Source organism: Actinophytocola sp. (assembly GCF_045807065.1).
Classification (GTDB): domain Bacteria; phylum Actinomycetota; class Actinomycetes; order Mycobacteriales; family Pseudonocardiaceae; genus Actinophytocola.
Window position 1 is genome coordinate 1 of the sequence record NZ_JBJMIE010000372.1, and the last position, 7,020, is coordinate 7,020.

The following is a 7,020-nucleotide window of genomic DNA, read 5'->3' on the forward strand; positions in this document are numbered from 1 at the left end:
CGGGTACAGGGCGCTGGGGTCGGCGGCGAGGGCGGCCTTGACCTGCCGGCTGGCGTCGTCCACGAGGATCTCCAGCTCTCCCGCCTGGATCCCGTCGATGGCGAGGCGCACGACGTCGGCCGGGTCGAGCTTGTCCATGTCGTACCCGGCCATCATGTCGGTGTCGACCGCGCCCATGTGCATGGCGGTGACCAGCGTGCCCTGCCCGGCCAGTTCGAGCCGGACGCCGTTGGTCAACGCCCACTGCGCGGCCTTGGCCGCCGCGTACGAGTTCGCGCCGTCGTAGGAGAACCACGACATGGCCGACAGCACGTTGAGGATCGCGCCGCCGCCGTTGCGTGCCAGCACCGGCGCGAACGCCCGGATGGTGCGCAGCGACCCCCAGAAAAGCGTCTCCATCTCCAGCCGCATGGTGTCCAGGTCCCCGACGACGAGGTTCTGTTGTCCGGCGATCCCGGCGTTGTTGACCAGCAGGGTGACGGCCGTCGCCGTGGCCGCGGCCGCCGAGACGGACGCCGGGTCGGTGACATCCAGTGACAGGACCTCCACGCCGGGCACGTCGATGCGCTCGGGAGCACGCGCCGTGGCGTACACCTTCGCGGCGCCCCGCTCGAGCAGCTGCCGCGCGAAGTGCCGCCCGATCCCACGGTTGGCACCGGTCACCAGCGCGACCGAACCCTTGACGTCCATGACTCTCTCCTTTGCCGATGAGCGAACGACCGCTACGCTAAAACCTGACGTTGACGTCAAGGGCAAGCAAGAAGTGGCCCGGATCACCAGAGGGGACGAGGTATGCGCATCGGCGACGTCGCGACGGCGGCCGGCGTGAGCACCCGCGCGCTGCGGTACTACGAGGAGCAGGGCCTGCTGACCTCGCAACGAAGCCCGTCCGGCCAACGACAGTACGACGACGACGCCGTGGAACGGGTCCGGTGGATCCAGGCGCTCTACTCGGCCGGCCTGAGCAGCAAGGCCATCACCGGCCTGCTCCCGTGCATACACACCGGCGTCGCCACTGACGCCATGCTCACCCGCCTCGCCACCGAACGAGAACGCATCGACGCCCAGATCCGCGACCTCACCACCACCCGCGAGCGTCTGGACAGCATCATCACCGCGGCAAGCACCCGAAGCACGGACTGCGCGTTCACCCAGACAGCCGCCACAGCCTGACCAACTGCCGGCAAACCCCGGACTGGCGACAGCTGATGACCACCATCAGCGACGCGGTCCGTGCGACCAGCGCCAGTGCGAGGCCAGATCAACTTCGCCGTCGCGGAAGCGGCTGGTCAACGTCGCGCCCGGTGGTTGCTCTCGCGAGAATCGCCGCAGGTCCTGTCCCTTTGGTACTAGTTCCCGGCCCGCACCGAGCTGGAGGTGCCCACCGCGTCCCGCGCCTGCGCCCAGTGCTCCCGGAGCCGGTCGAGGTAGGCCTGCGCCTGCGCCCCGGGCCTGGTACCCCGGGCGAACCTGAGCATGTTGCGCGCGCCCGCGTTGTAACCCATCGCGAGGAGTTCGTCGTCCGTGAAGCCGCTCGCCCGGCCGGGAAGCCGCGCGGCCAGGTCGTGGAGGTGCCAGGCAGCGGCCTCGACGGCGAGGCTCTCGTCGTGCGCCAGTTCCTTCCAGGACCGCCGGGCGAACGAACGCCCACGCCGAGTGCGTTCATAGGCGCCGCGGTGCATGTTGGCCACCCCGAGCGCCGAGTCCCGGTGGAGCTTCTGCCACGCCCGCTCGAGCAGCGGGATGTGCGGCTTGTAGGACTCGTTGGCCAGGATCGCCATCAGCAGAACCGGGTTCACCCCGGCAGCACCGGCATGCTCGCGAACCGGACCGGCAAGCCGCGACACGTCGGTGTTGACCACCTTCGCCACCGCCGCGGTGTGTGCGTGCTCAGCTCCGCGCCGTAACAGCCACCCACCCACGGAAACCGCTGCCGCGGCCGTGACCAGCCACCGCACACTCCGTTGCCATCCCACACGCACTCCCCAGATCGAACCCGGCCGGTTGCCGACACGATACGTTCTCGCCCGCCGAACGCCCGAACACTCGCGGAAGAGCTATGGGCTTCCGTCCAGCGTGAGGTTTGTGTTAGTAATTTTCCTAACACAAGGGAGGCGTGCCATGCGCTCACCGGTCAGAGGTATCGCACTGGGAGCGACGTTGCTGGTGGCGTCGGCTCTGCTCACCGCGCCAGCGGCCGCGACGAACCGGCCGGGCGGTCTCGTCACGCTCGGTGCCAGGGGCTGGCAGGTGCAGAGTTCCGCCGTGGCCACGGAGCCCGGCGAGCAGGTCTCCAACCCGTCGTACGCCACCGACGGCTGGCTGCCGGTGAAGCCCGACGACGCGGGCGCGCCCGGCACGGAGATCAACGCCTTGCTGCAGAACGGCGAGTGCCCGAACGTGTTCTACAGCGACAACATGCGGCAGTGCTTCGGCTACGTGACCAGGCGCGGCCCGGTGACCGTCCCGCGGTTCGCGGTGCCGTGGTGGTTCCGCACGAACTTCACGCTCACCGCGCGGCAGAACGCGAAGCTCGTCGTGCCGGGTGTGGTGGGGGAGGGCGACGTGTGGGTGAACGGCACGCTCGTCGCGGACCGCGGCGTCGTCAGCGGTGCCTACGCCGCACACACCTTCGACGTCACGGCGCTGGTCCATCCGGGCGCGAACTCGTTGGCGATCAAGATGTACCCCAACAACCCGAAGAAGATGTACACGGTCTCCCACCTGGACTGGAGCCAGATCCCGCCGGACAACGACACCGGCATCCAGTTCCCGGTCCAGCTCCAGCTGTCCGACGCGCTGACGGGCTCGAACGCGCACGTCGTCCAGCAGAACGCCGCCGACCTGAGCACGTCGACGCTCACGGTGAAACTGGACGTCACCAACAACTCGACCACCGAACAGCGCGGCGACGTCCACGCGACGATCACCCCGCCCGGCGAAGGACGGCCGATCACCCTGCGGCAGAACGTCACCGTGCCGGCGTCGACCACCGAGACGGTGTCCTTCGCGCCGGTGACGATCTCCCGACCCAAGCTGTGGTGGCCGTACTCGATGGGCGACCAGCCCCTCTACACCCTGCGCACAGTGGTCTCCCAGCACGGCAGGCCCTCCACGACCTCGACCGACACGTTCGGTATTCGCACGGTGACCAGCCGCCTGGTCGGTGGCTCACCACAGGCACCGGATGGCGCCCGCATCTATGCGGTGAACGGCAAGGACTTCGTGTTCCGCGGCGGCGGCTACATGCCGGACCTGTTCCTGCGTTACTCGAGATCAGAAGTGGCCAGGCAGATCGCGCTCATCAAGAGCATGGGCCTGAACGGCATCCGCCTGGAAGGCCACGACATGCCACAGGACTTCTACGACCAGTTCGACCGCGCGGGCCTGATGATCCTCGGCGGCTTCCTGTGCTGCGACGGCTGGGAACCGTCGTCGGAAGCCAACCTGACCGAACGCGACTTCAGGATCATGCACGACTCGGCCCGCACCATCGGCGAACGCGAACGCAACCACCCGAGCGTCATCACCTACGGCTGGAGCGACAACAAACCGCTGCCACGCCAGGAAACCGAGTCCCTGGCAGGTTTCGCCGAAGCGGACTTCCAGGTCCCCGTCATCGCCTCGGCGGAGTACAAGAAGACGACCAAACTAGGCCCGTCCGGCGAGAAGGAAGGCCCGTACGACTGGGTCCCGCCGACCTACTGGTACGACTCCACCCACTTCGACCCCAACGACTCCACGAGAACGAACGTGGGCGGCGCGTGGGGATTCGCGAGCGAACAAAGTGCCGGGCACACAGTGCCGACACTGGCGTCCCTGCAACGTTTCCTCTCGCCGGAGGAACAACAGAAACTGTGGCAGGACCCGGCGTACAACCAGTACCACGCCAACTACTCAACGGGCCACGGCGGCTACGCCTTCGGCACGCTCTACACGTTCGACACCGCGCTCGCGAACCGATACGGCCGATGGTCCAACCTGGAAACCTACGTACAGCTGGCACAGTTGGCGAACTACGAGAACGTGAGATCCCAGTTCGAGGCATTCATAGACCACTCCACGGACGAGTCGAACCCGTCAACGGGCGTGGTGTACTGGCAACTGAACAAGGGCTGGCCAACCCTCCTGTGGTCCCTGTTCAACCAGGACGGCGACCAACCAGGCGCCTTCTACGGCGCCCAGAAGGCGAACAAACCCCTACACGCCCTACTGACCTACGACGACAACACCATCACGGTGGACAACCTGGGCGCCACCACGGAAAGCGACCTCGCAATACGATCGAGGGTCCGCGACCTGTCCGGCAACGTACTGGATGACCAGCAGGTAAGCGGATTCTCCCTAACGAGCCAGCAGGTGACCAACCACCTCCTGAACCCAACACTACCCACGTCCGGCCAGTTGTACTTCGTAGAACTGGAACTGACCCAACACGGAAAGGTAGTGGACCGAAACGTCTACTGGCGCTCAACCACACCGGACGTCGTGAACTGGCCCGCCACCCAAGGAAACCCCCAGGCCACGATGACCCAGTACGCGAACCTGACCGCCCTGCAAACGCTACCCAAAACCCAGGTAACCGCAAAAACCACCTCCAGGCGAGGAACCACAAAGGTAACCATCACCAACAACTCCAACACGGTAGCGTTCTTCCTACGCGCAGACGTCGTGAACGCCCCCTGGACCACCTGGACCGAGAACGACATCGTCCTGTGGCCAGGCCAGTCCCAAACAATCACGGCAACCTACAGACCATCCGACCTACACGGCACAAGGCCGGTGGTCACGCTGTCAGGCGCCAACACCGACACAGTCACTATCCACTGAGGGCACCAGTCCGGGAGGTCGCCATGGCTCGCAAGCACCCCCTCAGTCCCAACCAAGACTGTGCTCTGGGCCTACCAAGCTCTTACCCCTGAGTGGGCTCGCTTGCGCCCGTGGTCCCGTCACAGTGAGTGACAGCCCGGCCTCCTGTCACGACCCACCAGGCGAAGCGCCGACGAGGGGAGAGCCGGACCAAGAATCAGGACGCCGGGGCCGCCTGCAGTTCGGCCCGTGCCGATTCTGATCTTGGTAAGCCCCTACGAGGACCTGCCAGCGGCAGGCGGTGATGATCAACACTGGAATATGTTTGACCTGGTCAACGCGTAGATCCGCAGGTGAAGACGGAGCGCCCACGGCAGGATTTGAACCTGCGACACCTGCCTCCGGAGGACGTAAGGACTCACAGTCGCCAGAGCCCTTTGACCAGCAGAAACACGGCCGCATTCGTGGTGTTTGCCCTCCGTGGGCAGGCATTGGGCAGAAGGCAGTCGTCACGATCCCTCTGGCTTGTGGCCGAACGACTGGTGCATCAGCCGGAGAGCAACCACGTCCTGCCCGTACAGGCACGCGGCATAGATCTCCATCAGCACCGACAACGAGTGCCCTGCCCACTCCGACACCGTCGCCGGATCCACGCCACCAGTCAGCCACGTACTCACGGCAGCGTGCCGGAGGTCGTACGGCCGGCCTGCAAGAGGAGTCGCCTGTACCTCCTCGGTCAGCGCGAGCCGGCGAGCAGCCCGCCACACGCGGGTGTAGGTGATCATTGGGACCTGACCGCCCCGGTCACCGCAGAACAGCCGGCCGTCCGGACCGTAGCCGTACTCGTTGATGTGTTCCCACAGCAGCTTGGTCAGCTCTGGAGGAACCGGAACCGACCGCCCCTCATCAGCAGCTCGTGACTTGAGATGCCGGGTGTCCCGCGGCTTGCCACTGTCAGTCCACCGGGCGCCCGCATGCGGCTCCGCCATGTCCAAGTGGAACTTGCCGAAGTCATAGCGGTACTGGCTCCGTTCCTCGTCCCACTTGGGTGCGGGTAGATCAAGGTGCCGCTTGTTCAGCGCAGCCGCCTCCTCGGGCCGCAAGGCTGAGTAGTACATCGTTCCGAAGAACGCGACCAGACGCGGGCCGCTCCGCTGAACCTCACGGACCGCCTGGAGCAGCGTCCGCGCCTGTATGGGATTCGGCACGGCCCGCTTGTCCACCTTCCTCTTACCCTTCGGCATGCTGGTCCACTTCATCGCAGGAATCGGGTTCGTGTCGATCAGATCCCGATCAGCTGCGTAGTCGAACAGATTCGACAGCACCGCGCGGGTCTTGCGCGCCACGGATGGGGCGAAGGGCTTGCCATTCAGCTGACGGGTAACAGCGCGTTGCAGACGGTGAAGCCGGTCCGGTTCATTCGCCAACCGAACCGAGACCGTGTTGCGTGAGCACCAGTCGAGGATCTTTTGCACATCGGCAGGCACCTCTCCGTTAGTGCGCACCTTGGTGTTGTACGCCCATTGCCTCAGTGCTGAACGAAGTTCCTTGGCGTCAGGCGCTTTCTTACCGGTCGGCATGAACACCGGAGCAACGCGAATGAGCGCTTCAGCGATCGTTTGCCGTGCCGTCGCCGCGAGGTCAGGCCACTTCAGATCCACATACATCACGGTCAGGTCGAACCAGCTCATATCGACCGAGGTCCGCATCATGGACGTGGGCAAGCCAGACTTCGTGTCGAAGGCCTCTCCCTTGCGTTGCGCCGAGATCAGTTCCGACCGGAAGCTGTCAGCCTGCGCGTCGAGCTTGAAGGTCTCCCTGAACCGTTGGCCGTCGACGTCCCAGGGAACGCGGTGACTGGTCACCTTCCCGGCCGCGTTTCTCCGTACCTCGATCTTGTAGACCCGCACGTCGTAGCTGGTGCCCATCAGGCGGCCTCCTCGTGGGAAGCAAGCCACCGCTCGTACTCGGTTCGCCGAATGCGAATGTCACCGTTGGGCAGCTTGATGCACCGTGGCGCACGCCTCTTGGCCCGCCACTCGTAGAAGGTGGACCGGGCGATGTCCAGATCAGCGCAGATCTCGTCGATGGTCAGGTGACGGTCGTTCCCCATGATGTTCCCCCTGCTTAGGCCGCCAGTTGCTCAGTTGCCGAAAGATCGGGCGGTGGCCCGGCCGCCGCGAGCAACGCGCGGTCGTACTCGGCTCTCCA

The 7,020-nt window shown here is 65.6% G+C and carries 6 protein-coding genes; 2 read left to right on the forward strand and 4 right to left on the reverse strand.

All coding sequences use genetic code 11. From position 1 onward, the window contains the following. On the reverse strand, positions 1-690 hold a 690-nt coding region (locus tag ACJ73U_RS21590; RefSeq protein ID WP_407779483.1), incomplete at its 3' end, for an SDR family oxidoreductase. Positions 691-792: 102 nt separating this feature from the next. Here ACJ73U_RS21590 and ACJ73U_RS21595 point away from each other — a divergent pair. After that, positions 793-1,173 (forward strand): MerR family transcriptional regulator, encoded by a 381-nt coding sequence (locus tag ACJ73U_RS21595; RefSeq protein ID WP_407779484.1) that lies wholly within the window; start codon positions 793-795, stop codon positions 1,171-1,173. 176 nt (positions 1,174-1,349) lie between these two features. On the opposite strand, the gene ACJ73U_RS21600 is transcribed toward ACJ73U_RS21595, so the two are convergent. Continuing rightward, positions 1,350-1,871 (reverse strand): transglycosylase SLT domain-containing protein, encoded by a 522-nt coding sequence (locus ACJ73U_RS21600; RefSeq protein ID WP_407779485.1) that lies wholly within the window; start codon positions 1,869-1,871, stop codon positions 1,350-1,352. 250 nt (positions 1,872-2,121) lie between these two features. Between ACJ73U_RS21600 and ACJ73U_RS21605 the strand changes: the two genes are divergently transcribed. Next, a complete protein-coding gene (locus tag ACJ73U_RS21605; RefSeq protein ID WP_407779488.1) occupies positions 2,122-4,830 on the forward strand; it encodes a glycosyl hydrolase 2 galactose-binding domain-containing protein in 2,709 nt (902 codons plus the stop codon). Positions 4,831-5,318: 488 nt separating this feature from the next. On the opposite strand, the gene ACJ73U_RS21610 is transcribed toward ACJ73U_RS21605, so the two are convergent. After that, entirely contained in the window at positions 5,319-6,737 is a 1,419-nt protein-coding gene (locus ACJ73U_RS21610) for a tyrosine-type recombinase/integrase (protein WP_407779486.1), read from the reverse strand. Continuing rightward, positions 6,737-6,922 (reverse strand): helix-turn-helix transcriptional regulator, encoded by a 186-nt coding sequence (locus ACJ73U_RS21615; RefSeq protein WP_407779487.1) that lies wholly within the window; start codon positions 6,920-6,922, stop codon positions 6,737-6,739. Before ACJ73U_RS21615 ends, ACJ73U_RS21610 begins: the two co-directional genes overlap by 1 nt. Positions 6,923-7,020: the final 98 nt, after the last annotated feature.